The organism is Modestobacter lacusdianchii (genome assembly GCF_054177765.1).
This window is the reverse complement of the sequence record NZ_JBJJTJ010000001.1, coordinates 221,069-237,171: the sequence shown is the minus strand read 5'-3', so window position 1 is coordinate 237,171 and position 16,103 is coordinate 221,069. Positions and strand designations below refer to the sequence as shown.

Annotated in this window: 15 protein-coding genes; 9 read left to right on the top strand and 6 right to left on the bottom strand. The window is 76.0% G+C overall.

All coding sequences use genetic code 11. From position 1 onward, the window contains the following. Positions 1-2 precede the first annotated feature (2 nt). Positions 3-1,061 carry an anthranilate phosphoribosyltransferase gene (gene trpD / locus ACJTNH_RS01125; RefSeq protein ID WP_458172385.1) on the top strand — a complete coding sequence of 353 codons (1,059 nt, stop codon included), beginning with the start codon at positions 3-5 and terminating at the stop codon, positions 1,059-1,061. A gap of 76 nt (positions 1,062-1,137) precedes the next feature. Here the strand turns inward: trpD and ACJTNH_RS01120 are convergent, their stop codons facing one another. Continuing rightward, positions 1,138-1,425 carry an Lrp/AsnC family transcriptional regulator gene (locus ACJTNH_RS01120; protein ID WP_458172383.1) on the bottom strand — a complete coding sequence of 96 codons (288 nt, stop codon included), beginning with the start codon at positions 1,423-1,425 and terminating at the stop codon, positions 1,138-1,140. Then, on the bottom strand, positions 1,422-3,368 hold the full coding sequence (locus ACJTNH_RS01115) for a DEDD exonuclease domain-containing protein (RefSeq protein ID WP_458172381.1): 1,947 nt from the start codon (positions 3,366-3,368) through the stop codon (positions 1,422-1,424). Before ACJTNH_RS01115 ends, ACJTNH_RS01120 begins: the two co-directional genes overlap by 4 nt. A gap of 163 nt (positions 3,369-3,531) precedes the next feature. Here ACJTNH_RS01115 and ACJTNH_RS01110 point away from each other — a divergent pair, with 163 nt between their 5' ends. From ACJTNH_RS01110 to ACJTNH_RS01095, 4 genes are all read left to right on the top strand, one after another. Further along, positions 3,532-3,870 carry a hypothetical protein gene (locus tag ACJTNH_RS01110; protein WP_458172380.1) on the top strand — a complete coding sequence of 113 codons (339 nt, stop codon included), beginning with the start codon at positions 3,532-3,534 and terminating at the stop codon, positions 3,868-3,870. A gap of 331 nt (positions 3,871-4,201) precedes the next feature. Further along, positions 4,202-5,287 (top strand): C40 family peptidase, encoded by a 1,086-nt coding sequence (locus ACJTNH_RS01105; protein ID WP_458172378.1) that lies wholly within the window; start codon positions 4,202-4,204, stop codon positions 5,285-5,287. A gap of 151 nt (positions 5,288-5,438) precedes the next feature. Continuing rightward, on the top strand, positions 5,439-6,737 hold the full coding sequence (locus ACJTNH_RS01100) for a M48 family metallopeptidase (RefSeq protein ID WP_458172377.1): 1,299 nt from the start codon (positions 5,439-5,441) through the stop codon (positions 6,735-6,737). Next, positions 6,734-7,861: a glycosyltransferase family 4 protein gene (locus tag ACJTNH_RS01095; protein WP_458172375.1), complete on the top strand. Its 1,128-nt coding sequence runs from the start codon at positions 6,734-6,736 to the stop codon at positions 7,859-7,861. Before ACJTNH_RS01100 ends, ACJTNH_RS01095 begins: the two co-directional genes overlap by 4 nt. A 24-nt stretch (positions 7,862-7,885) precedes the next feature. On the opposite strand, the gene ACJTNH_RS01090 is transcribed toward ACJTNH_RS01095, so the two are convergent. After that, a complete protein-coding gene (locus ACJTNH_RS01090; protein ID WP_458172374.1) occupies positions 7,886-9,679 on the bottom strand; it encodes an AMP-dependent synthetase/ligase in 1,794 nt (597 codons plus the stop codon). Positions 9,680-9,855: 176 nt separating this feature from the next. On the opposite strand from ACJTNH_RS01090, the gene ACJTNH_RS01085 reads away from it, so the two are divergent. From ACJTNH_RS01085 to ACJTNH_RS01070, 4 genes are read left to right on the top strand one after another with little or no spacing between them, the layout of a single operon-like run. After that, positions 9,856-10,287, top strand: coding sequence for an SRPBCC family protein (locus ACJTNH_RS01085; RefSeq protein ID WP_222193485.1), 432 nt, complete (start codon positions 9,856-9,858; stop codon positions 10,285-10,287). Further along, positions 10,287-11,450 carry an ArsA family ATPase gene (locus ACJTNH_RS01080; protein ID WP_458172372.1) on the top strand — a complete coding sequence of 388 codons (1,164 nt, stop codon included), beginning with the start codon at positions 10,287-10,289 and terminating at the stop codon, positions 11,448-11,450. The genes ACJTNH_RS01085 and ACJTNH_RS01080 overlap by 1 nt, the downstream gene beginning before the upstream one ends. After that, the gene (locus ACJTNH_RS01075) at positions 11,447-12,193 is read left to right on the top strand and encodes a hypothetical protein (protein WP_458172371.1); all 747 of its coding nucleotides are present in this window, start codon (positions 11,447-11,449) and stop codon (positions 12,191-12,193) included. The genes ACJTNH_RS01080 and ACJTNH_RS01075 overlap by 4 nt, the downstream gene beginning before the upstream one ends. Beyond that, positions 12,190-13,221 carry an ROK family glucokinase gene (locus ACJTNH_RS01070; RefSeq protein ID WP_458172370.1) on the top strand — a complete coding sequence of 344 codons (1,032 nt, stop codon included), beginning with the start codon at positions 12,190-12,192 and terminating at the stop codon, positions 13,219-13,221. Before ACJTNH_RS01075 ends, ACJTNH_RS01070 begins: the two co-directional genes overlap by 4 nt. 63 nt (positions 13,222-13,284) lie before the next feature. On the opposite strand, the gene ACJTNH_RS01065 is transcribed toward ACJTNH_RS01070, so the two are convergent. The 3 genes from ACJTNH_RS01065 to ACJTNH_RS01055 form a co-directional block, all read right to left on the bottom strand. After that, positions 13,285-14,529 (bottom strand): ornithine cyclodeaminase, nickel-pincer nucleotide-dependent, encoded by a 1,245-nt coding sequence (locus tag ACJTNH_RS01065; protein ID WP_458172368.1) that lies wholly within the window; start codon positions 14,527-14,529, stop codon positions 13,285-13,287. 108 nt (positions 14,530-14,637) lie between these two features. Beyond that, positions 14,638-15,309, bottom strand: a complete 672-nt coding sequence (locus ACJTNH_RS01060; protein ID WP_458172366.1) for a hypothetical protein — start codon at positions 15,307-15,309, stop codon at positions 14,638-14,640. Further along, positions 15,306-16,085: an alpha/beta hydrolase gene (locus ACJTNH_RS01055; RefSeq protein WP_458172365.1), complete on the bottom strand. Its 780-nt coding sequence runs from the start codon at positions 16,083-16,085 to the stop codon at positions 15,306-15,308. Before ACJTNH_RS01055 ends, ACJTNH_RS01060 begins: the two co-directional genes overlap by 4 nt. Between the last annotated feature and the right edge of the window lie 18 nt (positions 16,086-16,103).

The following is a 16,103-nucleotide window of genomic DNA, read 5'->3' as shown; positions in this document are numbered from 1 at the left end:
CGGTGGGCACCCAGGAGCCGACGTGGTCGGGTCTGCTCAACCGGCTCGTCCGGGGTGAGGACCTCGCCGCCGAGGACACCCGTTGGGCGATGCGCCAGGTGATGACCGGGGAGGCGACCCCTGCTCAGGTCGCCGGCTTCGTCGTCGCGCTGCGCGCCAAGGGCGAGTCGCCCGAGGAGGTCACCGGTCTGGCCGGCACGATGCTCGACCAGGCCACCCCGGTCGCGTTGCCGGTCGACTGCGTGGACATCGTCGGCACCGGCGGTGACGGGGCGCAGACGGTCAACATCTCGACGATGGCGGCCATCGTGACCGCCGCGGCGGGTGTGCCGGTGGCCAAGCACGGCAACCGGGCGGCGTCCTCGGCCTCCGGCACCGCCGACGTCCTCGAGGAGCTGGGCGTGGTGATCGACCTGCCCGCTCCCGCGGTGGCGCGGTGCGTCCGCGACGCCGGCATCGGCTTCTTCTTCGCCCCGGTCTTCCACCCCGGCATGCGGCACGCCGCCGCCCCTCGGCGGGAGCTGGGGATCGGCACCGTCTTCAACTTCCTCGGGCCGTTGACCAACCCGGCCCGGCCGGTGGCCGCGGCGATCGGCTGCGCGGACACCCGGATGGCGCCGGTGCTGGCCCAGGTGCTGGCCGACCGGGGCACCCGGGCGCTGGTCTTCCGCGGCGACGACGGGCTGGACGAGCTCACCACCACGACGACCTCCGCGGTGTGGGTGGTCCGGGACGGTGAGGTCGTGGCCGAGCGCCTGGACCCGACGGCACTGGGCGTGCCCGTCTCCGCGCCCGGCGCGCTCCGGGGCGGTGGCCCGGCGGTCAACGCCGACGTCGTCCGGCGCCTGGTCGCCGGAGAGCGGGGACCGGTGCGGGATGCGGTGCTGCTGAACGCGGCCGGTGCGCTGGCTGCCTTCGACGCGCCCGGTGCCCGGCTGCACGACGCCCTGGAGGCGGGGTTGCAGCGGGCTGCCACCGCGGTGGACGACGGCCGGGCCGCGGCGAAGCTGGACGAGTGGGTCCAGGCCAGCCGCGCGGCGCGGGACGACGCCGGCGCCTGACGGTCGCGGCACGCCCACCGGTGGGAGCACGCCCGGTACGGGCAGCGGACGCCCGGGCCCGCCCGCGGGTCGGGCTCTAGTCGGCCTGTTCGAAGCCGATGGAGAAGGCCGCCTCCAGGTCGTGCCGCGAGTAGGCGCGGAAGGCGATGTGCGTGGCGGTGTCGACGACACTGGGCACCTTGTTGATCCGGCCGGCGATGACCTGCGCGATCTCCTCGAACTCGTGCACCCGGACGAGCGCCACCAGGTCGACGTCGCCGGCCACGGAGTACACCTCGCTGACGCCGGGCAGTGCGGCGACGGCCTCGGCGACCTCGCCGATGGCGTCGGTGGCGGCATCGATCATCACGATGGCGGTGATCACGTCGGGGATGCTAGCCCGCCGGCGACCCGGCCGCGCCGTCCTCGCCGCGGGGTGGGCCGGCCGGCCGGCGCCGCGGCGCCGGGCACCACCCGGTCGGGCTGGGCGCGGGTGCTCAGCGAGCGGTGGTCGGCGAACGGGTCGAGCTCGGCCCGGCCGGCCTCCACCCGGGCGAGGAAGTCGCGGTAGTGCCCGGTGCCCGGCGTGCGGCTGGCGAGCGTGCCGGTGACGTCGACCAGCCGGGTGCCCGGCTTCTCCATCCAGCGCAGCACCAGCTCGGTCTCGTCGACGCTGGCGGCCAGCTCACCCTCCGGCCCGATCGTGGTCTCGGCGGTGGCCAGCAGGTCGGCCAGGTGCCCGCGCACCGAGCGGCCCCGTTCGGCGACGCCGGCGGCGACCAGTCGGCCGCGGCGGACGACCGACAGCTGCCAGCCGCCGGACCCGTCGGGCCGGGCGAGCACCAGTTCGGGGACGGCGGCCAGCAGCTCCAGGCGCTGCCTGCGGTGCACCGCCCGCAGCAGGACGGCCACCCTGTCCCGGAGGACCGCGGCGTCCTCGTACCGCCCCTCCTCGGCCAGCCGCTCGACCCGGGCGAGCAGCGGCGCGACCAGGCCGCGGGGGTCGGAGTCGACCGCGGCGGCGAACACCGACGCCACCGAGGCGTACTCCTCCCGGCTCTGCTGACCGGTGCAGGGCGCGCCGCACCGGCCCATCCCGGCGAGGGCGCACGCGGTGCCGAGCACGGTGAGCGAGAGCCGTGACGTGCACTGCCGCAGCGGCAGCGACTCGTGCACCGCGGCGACCGCGGCGTCCGCGGCGCGACGGTCGGGGAACGGCCCGAGGAAGACCCCGGCGCCCGGGCGCACGCGGCGCACCACCGAGAGCCGGGGGAAGGGCTCGTCGGTCAGCCGGACCCACAGCGCCCGTTCGGGGAAGCGGGACCGGCGGTTGTAGCGCGGTTTGTGCTCGGCGATCAGCCGCAGCTCGCGCACCGCGGCCTCCAGGTCGTGGGCGCACGGCAGCGCCTCGATCCGTTCGGCCAGCGTGATCATCTCGGTCATCCGGCTGCGTTGCTCCCCGGCGGAGAAGTAGCTGCGCACCCGGCTGCGGAGGTCGGCGGAGGTGCCCACGTACAGCGGCTCGTCGCCGGGGCCGCGGAAGACGTAGACCCCGGGGCCGGAGGGCACGTGCTCGGCCAGGTGCCGCTTCCGCCGGCGCTGGGGGTCGACCTGCCGGGTCACCCCGACCAGCTCCTCCAGGGAGGTGATGCCGAGCGGGCCGAGCCGCTCGAAGAGGCCGTGCAGGACGTCGACGGTCGCCCGGGCGTCGTCCAGGGCCCGGTGGCAGGGCTGGGTGGACGTGGAGAAGTAGGGCGCGAGCGTGGCCAGCTTGCAGTTGGGCACCTCGTCGCGGGTCAGCAGCCGACGGGCCAGGACGGCGGTGTCGACCGAGGCGAACGCCGGCCAGGCCACGCCGGTCGCCTCGCACGCGGCCCGGAGGAACCCGAGGTCGAACGGGGCGTTGTGGGCGACCAGCACGGTGCCCCGGGCGAACTCCAGGAAGGCCGGGAGCACCCCGTCGATGCGGGGGGCGGCGGCCACCATGGTGGAGGTGATGCCGGTCAGCACGCTGATGTAGGGCGGGATCTCCCGGCCCGGGTCGACCAGGGTCTGGAACTCGCCGAGCACCTGACCGCCGCGCACCTTCACCGCGCCGATCTCGGTGATCGCGCTGTCCTTCGGGGAGCCACCGGTGGTCTCCAGGTCGACCACCACGAAGGTGACGTCGGCCAGCGGGGTGCCCAGCTCCTCGATCGTGGCCTGCTCGAACCGTGGCCGCTCGGCCGCCGGGTGCCCGGGTGCGGCCAGCCGGTGCCACCCCGGCGAGGTGGCCGGCGGTCGCTCGGACGCGGTCGACGGGCGAGGCGGAACAGGTACGGACGGCACGAGCCGGACGCTAGGTCGGGGGTCCGACAGTCCGCCGGAGGCCACGCCGGTCCGGCGGGGAGGGGCGGTTCCGGCCGGGAGGAGGACGGGCGGTCGGGCAGAACTGTCGGTGGCCGCTCCTAGCGTCCGCGGCGTCCGGATCCGAGAGAGAAGGAGAGCCGCCGTGCTCATCGACTGCGACACCTGCACCGTCCGCGGTCAGGGCTGCGACGACTGCGTCGTGACCGTCCTGCTGGGCGCACCGCCGGGGTGGGGGAGCGAGCCCACCGTGGTCCCCCTCAGCCGGCGCCGTCCGGGCGTGCGCGCGGGCGAGCCGGCCCGGGAGGTGCCTGGCCGGGTGGCCGCCGCTGCCGAGGTGGGCGGCGCCGACGACGACGTCCGCCCGGTCGTGGAGCTGGACGACGTCGAGCGGAACGCGGTGCGGGCGTTGGCAGACTTCGGCCTCGTCCCGCCGTTGCGCCATCAAGATGCGACCACTCGCGGCGACCGTCACGTGAGCTGACGAATCTCAACCCTGTGATTCGTCAGGTGCTGTGGTGCATTGGGGGTTTGACGGGTCTTCATCTCGATCCGGTCACGGACTTAGGTTCGTCGTGTCCGAACGGGATGTCGTCGCCACAGAGGGTGACCCCGGACGGGCACCGCCGCACCACCGGGCCGCCTCGGCGGCCCGCTGGACCGGGAGCCCACCTCAGTCCTGCAGTGGGTCTCACGCGCTCCGCGACCTCGGGGCGCACGCGTCGACGACGACGCGCAGACCGGGCGTCTCCACGCCCGGCCCCGTGAGCTGACCCGGTCGGCGGTCTCGACTGCGAAACGGAGTCCCGCCGCCCGTGGCGACGTCCCAGCACCGTGTCCGGCCCGCCTCCCTGCCGGCGCAGGCCCACCTCGCGGCCGGTCCCCGCCGCACCCGGCTCGTCGGCCGGATCGGCACCGGGCTGCTCACCGGGCTCGTCGCCAGCCTGACCCTGGCCGTGCTGCCGGGCAGTGCCGCCGCCGCCCCCGCCGTCCAGGCCGGCAGCGCGGACGAGGCGACCCGGCTGGCCAGCGAGGCCACCCACGAGCTGGAGGTCGTCACCGAGCAGCTCAACGAGGCCCAGGAGGTGCTGGCGCAGCAGCGGGCGGCCGCCGCAGCCGCCGAGCAGGCCGTCGCCGCGGCCCAGGCCCAGCTCACCGCCCTGGACGCGCAGATGCGCCAGGTGGCGGTCAGCGCGTTCACCGGGGAGAACCTCTCCCGGTTCAACGCGCTCATGACCAGCGGCTCGGCAGACGAGTTCCTCGCCCAGGTCACCACGCTGGACGCCATCGCCGGGCACACCAACGACGTGCTCGCCCAGGTCACCGCCGCCGCGGCCACCGCGCAGCAGGCCAAGGCCGACGCCGACGCCGCAGCCGCGACCGCCGAGCAGACCCTCACGGACATCACCGCGCGGCAGGCCGACCTCGGCGGGCAGATCTCCGACTACAAGGCCCAGTACGCGGCGCTCAGCGTCGTCCAGCAGCAGGCCGTCGTCGAGCAGCACGCCGGGCCGGTGCTGGAGGCCCCGGAGACCGTGGTCGCCGCCAGCGACGCGGCGCAGACCGTCGTGGACACCGCCCTGGCCCAGCTGGGCGACCCCTACGTCTGGGGCGCCGGCGGCCCGAACGCCTTCGACTGCTCCGGTCTCACCCAGTACTCCTACGCCGCGGCCGGGATCAGCCTGCCGCACTCCAGCCTCAGCCAGTCCCGGATGGGCACCCCCGTCTCGCGGGGCCAGCTGCAGCCTGGCGACCTGGTCTTCTACTACAGCCCGGTCAGCCACGTGGGCATCTACATCGGCAACGGGCAGATGGTGCACGCCTCGACCTTCGGCCAGCCGGTGATCGTCTCCAGCGTGGACATGGCCGGCTACGCGAGCGCCCGCCGGCTGATCGGCTGACCGGAGCGCGCCACCGGCCCGGCCGGCGCCGGACCTCAGCCGGCGCCAGACCTCAGCTGGCGCCGGACCTCCGCCCGGTACCGGCCGGGGACACAGGACGGCTGCCTAAGCTCGGCGGCGTGTGCCCGAGGACCCGTCCGACCCGCCGCACGTGAGCAGCGCCTCCGGTGCGTCGCCGGACCCGTGCAGCACTCGTCGGCTCGCCCTGCTGGTGGCCGGGGTGCTGGGAGCCGCCCTCGTCGTGGTGGTCCTGGTCGCGACACCGTGGCAGCCGCTGCCCAGCCCGCCCGGTGGCCGGACACCGGTCGACCCGGAGGCGGTGTTCAGCGCCGACCAGATCGCTCGGGCCGAGGCCTTCGCCGCCGCGCTGCGACCGGCCTCGCTGACCTCGCTCCTGCTGGGCCTGCTGGTCTCAGCGGTGCTGGGGCTGACCCGGGCCGGCGCGGCCACGGCCCGGACGCTGGCCCGTCCGCTCGGGGGTGGCTGGGTCTGGCAGGTGCTGCTGGGCGTGGTCGGCATCACCGTCATCGGCCGGCTGGCGACCCTGCCGCTGTCGGCCTACGGCGAGGTCGTGCGGCACCGCTACGGGCTGTCCACCCGGGGCTGGGGTCTGTGGGCCCGCGACGTGGCCACCTCCACCGCCATCTCCGCGGGTCTGACCGCCGTGGGCCTGCTGGCCATCGTCGCCCTCGCCCGCCGCGCCCCGCGCACCTGGTGGGCCTGGGCCGGCGGTGGCGCCGCGGCCCTCGTGGTGGTCGGCTCCTTCCTCTACCCGCTGGTGATCGAGCCGGCGTTCAACCGGTTCGAGTCGATGCCGGCCAGTCCGCTGCGCACCGAGCTGCTGGCCCTGGCCGAGCGCAGCGGCACCCCGGTGGAGGACGTGCTGGTGGCCGACGCCAGCCGGCGCACCACCGCGCTGAACGCCTACGTGTCCGGGTTCGGCTCCACCCGGCGGATCGTCGTCTACGACACGCTGCTGGACCGGCTGCCCGACGAGCAGATCGAGTCGATCGCCGCGCACGAGCTGGGACACGTGGCCGACGACGACGTCCTGACCGGCACGTTGATCGGTGCGCTGGGGGCCGGGGCCGGGACGGCGCTGCTCGGCTGGCTGCTGACCGCCACGCCGCTGCTGCGCCGGGCCGGGGCGTCCGGGCCCGGCGACGGGCAGGTGGTCGGCCTGCTCATGCTGCTGCTGGCGGCCGGCACGCTGGTCTCCACGCCGGTGCAGAACCTGGTGTCCCGGCACATCGAGGCCCGCGCCGACCTGCACGCACTCGACCTCACCGAGGACCCGACGTCCTTCATCGCGGTGCAGCGGTCGCTGGGCGCGGCCAACCTCAACGACCCGGACCCGCCGGCGGCCTGGCAGTGGTTCTTCGGGTCGCACCCGACCGTGCCGCAGCGGGTCGCCTTCGCCGAGGACTGGGCGGCGGTGCACGGCCGGTGAACCGCACGCTCGTGGTCACCAACGACTTCCCGCCCCGGCAGGGCGGCATCCAGACCTTCGTGGCGGCGCTCCTGGCCACCCGGCCGCCGGACTCGCTGGTCGTGTTCGCCTCCGACCACCCCGGCGCGGCCGAGCACGACGCCACGCTGCCCTACCCGGTGGTGCGGGCCGGGACGTCGATGCTGCTGCCCACCCCAGCAGCGACCGGCACCGCGGCCGGGCTGGCCCGCGAGCACGGATGCGACACCGTCTTCTTCGGGGCCGCCGCGCCGCTGGGGCTGATGGCCCCAGCGCTCCGCCGGGCGGGGGTGCAGCGGCTGGTCGGGGCGACCCACGGGCACGAGACCGGCTGGGTGGCGCTGCCCGGCGCCCGGCAGGTCCTGCAGCGGATCGCCGGCGGGCTGGACGTGGTGACCTACATCAGCGACTGGACCCGGGACCGGTTGGCCCCCGCCCTGGCGGACCGGACGCGGCTGGTGCAGCTGTCACCCGGGGTGGACGTCGACCGATTCACCCCCGACGTCGACGGCACCGCGGTGCGGGCGCGCCACGGCCTGGGCGACGCGCCGGTGGTCGTCTGCGTCTCCCGGCTGGTGCCGCGCAAGGGCCAGGACGTGCTGGTCGAGGGCTGGTCGCAGGTGCTCGCACGGCACCCGCGGGCCCGGCTGCTGCTCGTCGGCGGGGGACCGCTGGAGCCGGCGCTGCGCCGGGCCGTGGCCGCCCGGGGGCTGACCGGCTCCGTCGTCCTCACCGGTGGGGTGCCCGCCGCGGAGCTGCCCGGGTACTACGCGGCCGGGGACGTGTTCGCCATGCCCTGCCGCACCCGCCGGGGCGGGCTGGACGTCGAGGGGCTGGGCATGGTCTTCCTCGAGGCAGCCGCCTGCGGCCGGCCGGTGGTGGCCGGCACGTCCGGGGGTGCACCGGAGACGGTGCGCGAGGGCGTCACCGGGCACGTGGTCGACCCGCGTTCGCCGGCGGAGGTCGCCCGGGTGCTGGCCGACCTGCTGGACGACCCGGCACGCAGCCGGGCGATGGGCGCGGCCGGCCGGGCCTGGGTGGAGGAGCGGTGGTCGTGGACGACGATCGCGCAGACCTTCGCCGGGCTGCTCGGCCCCGCACGCTGAGGGGCGGGGCCGGGCAGCCTGGGCTCAGCGCGCGTAGAGCGACTCGACCTCGTCGCCGAACTGCTTCATCACCACGGCCCGCTTGAGCTTCAGGCTCGGGGTCAGCGTCCCGTTGTCCTCGGTGAAGTCGTCGCCGAGCACCCGGAACTTCTTGATCGCCTCGGCCTGCGACACCGCCTTGTTGGCGTCGGCGACGGCCGCGTCGAGCTCGGCGAGCAGGTCGGGGTCGTCGCGCAGCTGGCTGGCGGTGAGCGCGGTGTCCTTGCCCTGGGCCTTCAGCCACGCCGGCAGCGCCTCGGCGTCCAGGGTGATCAGCGCGGCGATGAAGGGGCGCTGGTCACCGACGACGATGCACTGGCTGACCAGCTTGTGCGCCCGCAGCCGGTCCTCCAGGACGGCGGGGGCGACGTTCTTGCCCCCCGCGGTCACCAGGATCTCCTTCTTGCGCCCGGTGATCCGCAGGAAGCCCTGGGCGTCCAGCTCACCGATGTCGCCGGTGTGGAACCAGCCGTCCGCGTCGATGGCCTCGGCGGTGGCCTGCTCGTTCTTCCAGTAGCCGCGCATGACGATCCCGCCGCGCAGCAGCACCTCGCCGTCCTCGGCGATGGCGGCGTCGACCCCGGGCAGGGGGCGGCCGACGGTGCCGATCCGCAGGGCGGCATCGTGGTTGACCGACGCGGCGGCGGTGGTCTCGGTCAGGCCGTAGCCCTCGAAGATGGTCACGCCGATGCCGCGGAAGAAGTGGCCCAGGCGCTCGCCCAGCGGGGCGCCGCCGGAGATGGCGCCCGAGCAGCGCCCGCCCAGGGCGGCGCGGAGCTTGCCGTAGACGAGCCGGTCGAACAGGGCGTGCTGCAGCTTGAGCGCCAGGCCCGCGCCGCCGGTGTCCTGGGCGCGGGACCAGTCGACGGCGACCTGGGCGGCGCGGTCGAAGACCTTGCCCTTGCCGTCGCCCTCCGCCTTGGCCTTGGCGCTGTTGTAGACCTTCTCGAACACCCGGGGGACGGCGAGCACGAACGTCGGCTGGAAACGGCCGAGGTCACCGACCAGGTCCTTCACGTCGGCGGTGTGGCCGATGACCGTGCGGGTGTTGATCGCCCCGACCTGCAGGACCCGGGCCAGCACGTGCGCCAGCGGGATGAACAGCAGCAGCGAGCCGTCGGGGTTCATGAACCGGTCGAGCAGGGTCATGCCGTTGCGGATCTCGAACAGGAAGTTCGCGTGGGTGAGCTCGCAGCCCTTGGGCCGCCCGGTGGTGCCGCTGGTGTAGATCAGCGTGGCCAGGCTGCTGGAGGTGAGGGTGGCCCGGCGGGCGGTCAGCTCGCTGTCGGGCACGTCGGCGCCGGCCGCGGTGAGGGTGTCGACCGCGCCGTCGTCGAGGACCCAGACGGGGCCGAGCTCCGGGACCTCCGAGCGCACCGACTCGACGGCCGTGGCGTGCTCGCCGCTCTCGACGACGATGGCCCGCGCGCCGGAGTCGGCGAGGATCCAGGCGACCTGGTCGGGGCTGGAGGTCTCGTAGACCGGGACGACGACCGCGCCGGCGGTCCAGATCGCGTAGTCCAGGACCGTCCACTCGTACCGGGTGCGGGCCATCAGGGCGACCCGGTCACCGGCCTGCACGCCCCCGGCGACGAGCCCCTTCGCCACCCCGGCCACCTCGGCGGCGAACTCGGCGTGGGTGACGTCGACCCACTGGCCCGCGCGCTGACGGCGCAGCCCGACCTCGGTCGGGTGCTCGGCCGCGTTCCGGCTGATCATGTCCGTCAGGGCGTCGTCGGGTCCCACGGTGGCGGTGGGGGGAACGCTCAGCTCGCGCACGCCGGTCCTCTCTGTCCCGCCCGGGCGGGGCACCGTCGCCCCACTGCCCCGGACGTGGGGTCGCCGGTCAATCTAGTCCGGCGGCGCGGTCGTGAGCACCGGACGCGTCCCCCGACCGGGGCAGCGGGCCCGGGAGGAGGCCAGGTGGGGCGGGTGGACCGACTACCCTCCGGCGCATGGCGGACCAGTCCACCCAGTCGATCGTCGTCGATGCGCCCGCGGCCCAGGTGATGGCCGTGATCGCCGACTTCCCGGCCTACCCGCAGTGGGTCGCGGCGGCCAAGCAGGTCGAGGTGCTGGAGACCGGTCCGGACGGGCGGGCCCGCCGCGTGCACTTCGTGCTCGACGCCGGTGCGGTCACCGACGACTACGTGCTGGACTACACCTGGGACGGCGACCGACGCGTCGACTGGACGCTGGTGCAGGGCCAGATGCAGAAGCAGCAGGACGGCTCCTACGTGCTGACCGAGTCCGGTGGCTCGACCACCGTGACCTACTCGATCACGATCGACCTGTCGATCCCGATGCTCGGGCTGATCAAGCGCAAGGCGGAGAAGGTCATCCTCGACACCGCCCTCAAGGAGCTCAAGAAGCGCGTCGAGGGCTGATGCGCACCGTCCAGGTCCTCCTCGTCACCGGCCCCGGGGGCGCCGGCAGCTCGACGGTCGCCGCGGCCACCGCCCTCCGGCTGGCCGCCGCCGGCACCCGGTGCGTGCTCCTGACCACCCGGGCGCCCCGGGTCGAGGGGCTCGGCGACGCGGTCACCGTCGACGAGGTCACCGCGCAGCCGGCGCTCGAGCAGCTGTGGGCCCGGCACGCCGACCAGGTCACCGCCGCGGCCCCGCTGCTCACCCTGCCGCCGGCGACCTCCGTCGTCCCGGTGCCCGGGATGACCGAGTTCGCCCTGCTGGCGGCGCTGGCCGGGCACGTCCGGGCCGGGGACGCCGACGTGGTCGTGCTCGACGCCGGCCCGGCTCCGGCTGCGACCGCCCTGCTCACGCTGCCCACCGCGTTGCGCTGGTGGCTGGGCCAGCTGGCCCCGACCCGGCTCCGCGTGCTGGCCACCCTGCGCGCCGCGGCGACCCCCGACCGCCCGGGTCCGGCCGCCGGCCTGCTCGCGGGCGCGACGGCGGTGGAGGACCTGCTGGACGCCGCACCACTGACCGACCCCTCGCGCACCGCCGTGCACCTGGTGCTGCCGCCGGAGCCGGCCGCGGTCGACCAGCTGCAGGAGACGGCGACCGCGCTCGGCGTGCTGGGCCAGCGGGTCGCCTCGGTCACCGTCGCCCGGGTGCTGCCGGAGGGTGCGGGGGAGTGGTGGGCCCGGCGCGCCGCGGTGCAGCAGGAGGCGCTGCGCGGCGTGCGTGCGCTGCTCGGGCCGGTCCGGGAGGTCGCCGAGGCCGCCGTCCCGCCGGGGTCGGTGGCCGAGCTGGCCGCGCTGGACGCCGCCGTGCCCGAGACGGTGGTGCAGCCGGCGCCCGGGCCGGCGCCGCGCCGGGACGACACCGGCTGGGTGCTCGACGTGCCGCTGCCGTTCGCCCGCCGGGGCGGGGTGGAGCTGACCCGCTGGGCCGACGACCTGGTCGTGACCGCCGCCGGGACGCGCCGCTCGCTGCCGCTCGACCCGCTGCTGCGCCGCTGCACGGTCTCCGGTGGCGCGCTGCAGGCCGCCGGGACGGAGCAGGCGACCCTGGAGGTCCGGTTCGTCCCCGACCCCGAGCAGTGGCCGACCGGCCTGCTCGCCGCGCACGCCGCCGGAGCCGGGGCGTGACCGCCCCGGGAGGCGACTGGGTGGAACAGGTCCGCCGTGTCGTCGCCGGGCTGGCCGCCGACCCGGTCGGCGCGGCAGCGTCCGGCACCGCACCGTTCACCGACTGGGTGGAGCAGGCCCGCCGCCTGAGCGCCGAGCACCGCCTCGCCGAACGGCTGCAGGGCCTGCTCGGCAACCCGCCCGGCGGGCCCGAGGACGCCCGTCGACCCACCGCTCCCGGGGCCGACGCCACCGCACCCGGCACGACCGCTCCGGACGACGCCGGGTCGGCCACCCGGTCCGGCGCCGCCGGCCGGTCCGGTGCGACCGGTCCGGGTGGCACCGAGCCTGTTGCCACCGAGCCCGATGCCACCGAGCCCGAGGCCACCGGTCCAGGTGCCACCGCGCCCCGTGACAGCGAGCCCGGTGCCACCCGGCACGAGGCCGCCGCCGAGTGCCGAGGGTGCCCGCTGTGCGCCGGGCTGGCGGCGCTGCGCGGCCGGCGACCCGACCTGACCGAGGCGCTGGCCGACGTGCTCGCCGCAGCGGCGACGGCGCTCCGCGGCGACGGCCCGGGCAGCGCCCACCGCGCCACCCCGGACAGCACCACACCGGGCACCACGACCCGCACCACCCCGGACGGCAGCGACGCCGGCACCGATGTCCCTGCCCCCGACGTCCCCGCCGGGGACGCCCCCGCTGCACCGGAGAAGACCGTGCCCCACCCCGCCCCCGCCCCCGTCCAGCGGATCGACGTCGCGTGACCGGCCCCGACACCAGCGACCCCCTGCTGCCCGCCGTGGTGCCGGCCGCCGACGCCGCGCTGCTGCCGGCCCTCGGCATCGACATCGGCGGCACGAAGGTCGCCGGCGGCGTGGTCGCACCCGACGGCACCATCCTGGACACCGCCCGCCGGGCGACCCCGGGCAAGTCGGTGAGCGCCACCGAGGACGCGATCGCCGCCGTCGTCGACGAGCTCGCCGAACGGCACGGCGGCCCGCTGGTCGGGGTCGGCGTCGGTGCCGCCGGCTGGTTCGACCGCACCGGGGACACCGTGCTGTTCAGCCCGCACCTGGCCTGGCGCAACCAGGCCCTGCGCAAGGACCTCGCCGTCCGGCTGCAGCGCCCGCTGTGGGTGGGCAACGACGCCGACGCCGCGGCCTGGGCCGAGTACCGCTACGGCGCCGCCCGCGGCAGCGACCTGGTCGTGATGATCACCCTGGGCACCGGCATCGGCGGCGGGCTGGTCATCGACGGCCGGCTGCAGCGCGGGGCGCACGGCGTGGCCGGCGAGTGGGGGCACATGCGGGTGGTGCCCGACGGGCGGCTGTGCGCCTGCGGCAACCGGGGCTGCTGGGAGCAGTACGCCAGCGGCAACGCCCTGGGCCACACGGCCCGGGAGGTGGCCGACAACTCCCCGGCGGCCGCCGCCGACCTGCTCGACCGGGTGGGCGGGGACGCCGCCCGGATCACCGGCGAGGTGGTCGCCACCGCCGCGGCCGACGGTGACCCGCTGGCGATCGAGCTGCTGTGCGAGGTGGGCACCTGGCTGGGGCAGGGCATCGCCGACCTCTCGGCGATCCTCGACCCGGACGTCGTGGTCATCGGCGGCGGGGTCAGCGTGCTCGGTGAGACGGTGCTCGCCCCGGCCCGGGAGCGGCTGGAGCGGGCGCTGCCCGGTCGCGGGTTCCGCCCCGGTCCCCGGGTCGCCGCCGCCCAGCTCGGCGCGCAGGCCGGCCTGGTCGGTGCGGCCGACCTCGTGCGCCGGGCCGTGGTCGACGGGGACGCCTGAAGGAGGACCCCGCTGCCCCCACCGCTCGCGAGCTCGCGGCGGGCCCCTGCAGCGGGGCCGGGGTCACGGGGCGAGCTCGCGGGCCAGCTGCTCCAGGAACAGGCCGATGTCGGTGACGATGCCCATCGCCTGCGCGCTGCCGCGGTCGGCCAGCTTGGTCACCGTGGCCGGGTTGATGTCCACGCAGACCAGCGGGATCGACGCGGGCAGGATGTTCCCGGTCGCGATCGAGTGCAGCATCGTGGCGACCATGATCGCGAAGCCGACGTCCGGCAGTTCGGCCCGCATGGCGCGCTGACCGTCGATCACGTCGGTGATCACGTCGGGCAGCGGCCCGTCGTCGCGCACCGAGCCGACCAGCACGAACGGCTTGCCGGCCTGCACCATCGCGTGCATCACCCCGCCGGTGAGCACCCCGGTCTCGACGGCGGCGGCGATCGAGCCGGCGGCCCGGATGGTGTTGATCGCCCGGATGTGGTGCTCGTGGCCGTGCGGCACCCCGGAGCCCTTGGCCAGGTCGACGCCCAGGGAGGTGCCGAACAGCGAGGACTCGATGTCGTGGGTGGCCAGCGCGTTGCCGGCGAACAGGACGTCGACGTAGCCGGCGCGCACCAGCCGCACCATCGCCGGCGCCGCACCGGTGTGCACCACGGCCGGGCCGCCCACCCACAGCACCCGCTGGCCGGCCGCCTTGACCTGGCGCATCCGCTCGGCGATCTGCCGGACCAGCAGCGCCTGCGGCTTCTCGCTCGACACCGACGAGGACATGAAGCCGAAGTCGTCCTCCTCGCCGCGCGGGGCCTGGGGCGGCAGCTCCACCCGCACCCCGGCGGCGCCGCAGACGACCTCGTCGCCGGCACGCACGTCGCTCACCGGGACGGTGCGCACCCCGGTGGTGCCCGCGCCGCGGGTGACCACCAGGCCGCAGTCCATCTCCGGGCGCTGCACCCGCAGCCACTCCCGGTCCAGCCGGACCAGGGTCTCCAGGTTGGTGGTCGAGTAGAAGTCCTCGGGGAAGACGCCGTCCGCCGGGGCCGGGCGGGTGGTGGCCGTCCCGGGGTCGACCGGGTTGGCCCCGTGCACCTGCAGCCGCATGAGGATCCGGTCCAGCCGCTCGGGCTCGTCGGCCCGCACCTCGACCAGCGCCCGCGACGCGTCCTCGTGCTGGCGGCCCAGCTCCAGGCTCTCGATCCGATAGTCCCCGCCGTACTCCAGGACGTCGTCGAGGACCCGGGCCAGGATGCCGGTGTCCATCAGGTGACCGGTCAGCGTGACGACGGCGGAGTGCGCGAGGGCGGGGGAGCTCACCTCGCGCACGCTAGGGGAGCGCGCCGCCCGGGAGAACCCCTCGCCGTGCCCCGCCCCCGCCGGCCCCGTCGCAGGGGCCCGCCGTGAGCCTGCGAGGGGGGGCCTTCCTCAGACGACGGCGCCGTCGTCGCCGTCGTCGATGGACCGCTCGCGCATCCGGGAGACCAGCACCCCGACCCCGCTGACCACGGCGGCGACCCCGAGCACCAGGCCGAGGTCGATCGAGAGGCCCAGCTTCGTCGGCGCGATGATCAGCAGCGCGCCGGCGGCGATGAGCAGCAGGGAGTACAGCGACGCCGGGGCCAGCACGGGCAGCGGCGGCGGCGGTGGTGGCTCGTAGTGCTCCTCGGGGGCGTCGAGCACCGAGGGCTCGGCGGGGGGCGGGGGCGGGTCGTCCCGGGGCTGCTCGGAGACGACCGTGCGGCCGTGCTCGGCCTCGAAGGCGGCCACGATCCGGGCGAACTCGTCGTCCTCGCGGGTGCGGTCCTCCCGGGGAGGTGCCGGCGCGGGGTCGTCGGCGTGCTGGGCGACGACGGCCGCGGCCTCGGTCCGGCGGGCCCGGTCCACGAACAGCCGGTCCGACGGCGGGCTGGGCAGGGAGACGCTGCGGGTGTAGGGCTCCACGTCGGTGGCGGGGTCCAGGTAGGCGGCGATCCCGGCCGCCTCGAGGACGTCGAGCAGGTGCTCACCGACCCGGGGGTCGACGTCGCGCAGCGGGTACCAGAGCGCGGCGTGCAGGCCGTTGTCCCGGCGGCCCCGGCCGCGGCGGGGGAGGGTCACGCCGGGCTCGGGGACGAGGCGGGCACGCGCTGCCGGATCCACTCCACCGACCGAGCGAAGATCATCGGGGCGTCGTTGTCCAGGGTCGCCACGTGCCAGCTGTCGTGCAGCAGCACCTCGGTGGTGTCCCGGCTGCCCACCTCGGCCAGCAGCAGCCGGGTGGAAGCGGGCTCGACCACGTGGTCGGTGACGCTGCGGAAGACCAGCAGCGGGGCCCGGACGGCGCCCAGGTCGGCGCGGACCGCCGTCCAGAGCCGGCGCAGCGCCAGTGCTGCCCGGGTGGGCAGCCGGCGGTAGGCGAGCTCGACGCTGCCGGGCTTCTTCACGTCGCCGGCCACCGGCGCCCAGACCGGGGTCAGCCGGGCGAGCACCGGCAGCAGGGCGGCGTCCCGGCGTTCGGTCAGCAGCGAGGGGTTGACCAGCACCAGGGCGGCGACGTCGTCGGGACGGCGCTGGGCGAGCCGCAGCGCGAGCGTGCCGCCCATGGACAGCCCGGCCACCACCACCGCGGTGCACCGGCCGCCCAGGTCGTCCAGGGCGGCCGACAGCGCGGCGTACCAGTCCTCCTCGGTGCTGGCGTTGGCGTCCTGCCAGCGGGTGCCGTGGCCGGGCAGCAGCGGGCAGCGCACGGTGAACCCGGCGCCGGCCAGGTGCTCGCCCCAGGCCCGCATGCTCTGCGGGGTGCTGGTGAACCCGTGGCACAGCAGCACCCCGACCGGGCCGTCGCCGAGCGTGAACGGCTCGGCGCCGGGCAGCACCGGCGTCGTCTGCGGCATGGTCCCCTCCGGGTCGGG